The 426-nt window shown below is 61.5% G+C and carries 1 protein-coding gene; it reads left to right on the top strand.

What is annotated here, in order from left to right:
• A partial coding sequence (locus LPA54_RS39810; RefSeq protein WP_228985289.1) for a nucleotidyltransferase family protein occupies positions 1 to 426 on the top strand: 426 nt, incomplete at both ends.

Here is a 426-nt window from a genome sequence, read left to right as displayed (position 1 = left end):
GTGATGGCCGGGGGCGAAGGCACACGTCTTCGCCCCATGACCTCAAGCATGCCCAAGCCGCTCCTGCCGGTGGCCAACCGGCCGATCATGGAGCACGTTCTGCGGCTGCTCAAAAGGCACGGGCTCAACGAAACCGTTGTGACCGTCCAGTTCCTTGCCTCGCTGGTCAAGAACTACTTCGGGGACGGCGAGGAGCTCGGAATGGAGCTCACGTATGCCAATGAGGAGAAGCCACTCGGTACCGCCGGGAGCGTCAAGAACGCCGAGGAGGCACTGAAGGACGATGCCTTCCTCGTCATCTCCGGCGATGCCCTCACGGACTTCGACCTCACCGAGCTGATCAATTTCCACAAGGAAAAGGGCGCACTGGTCACGGTCTGTCTGACCCGTGTGCCCAACCCGCTGGAATTCGGCATCACCATCGTC

It is taken from the genome of Streptomyces sp. DH12, assembly GCF_020873895.1.
Lineage (GTDB): Bacteria > Actinomycetota > Actinomycetes > Streptomycetales > Streptomycetaceae > Streptomyces.
The sequence above is the reverse complement of the archived record's forward strand: the minus strand, read 5'-3'. Positions and strand labels throughout refer to the sequence as shown.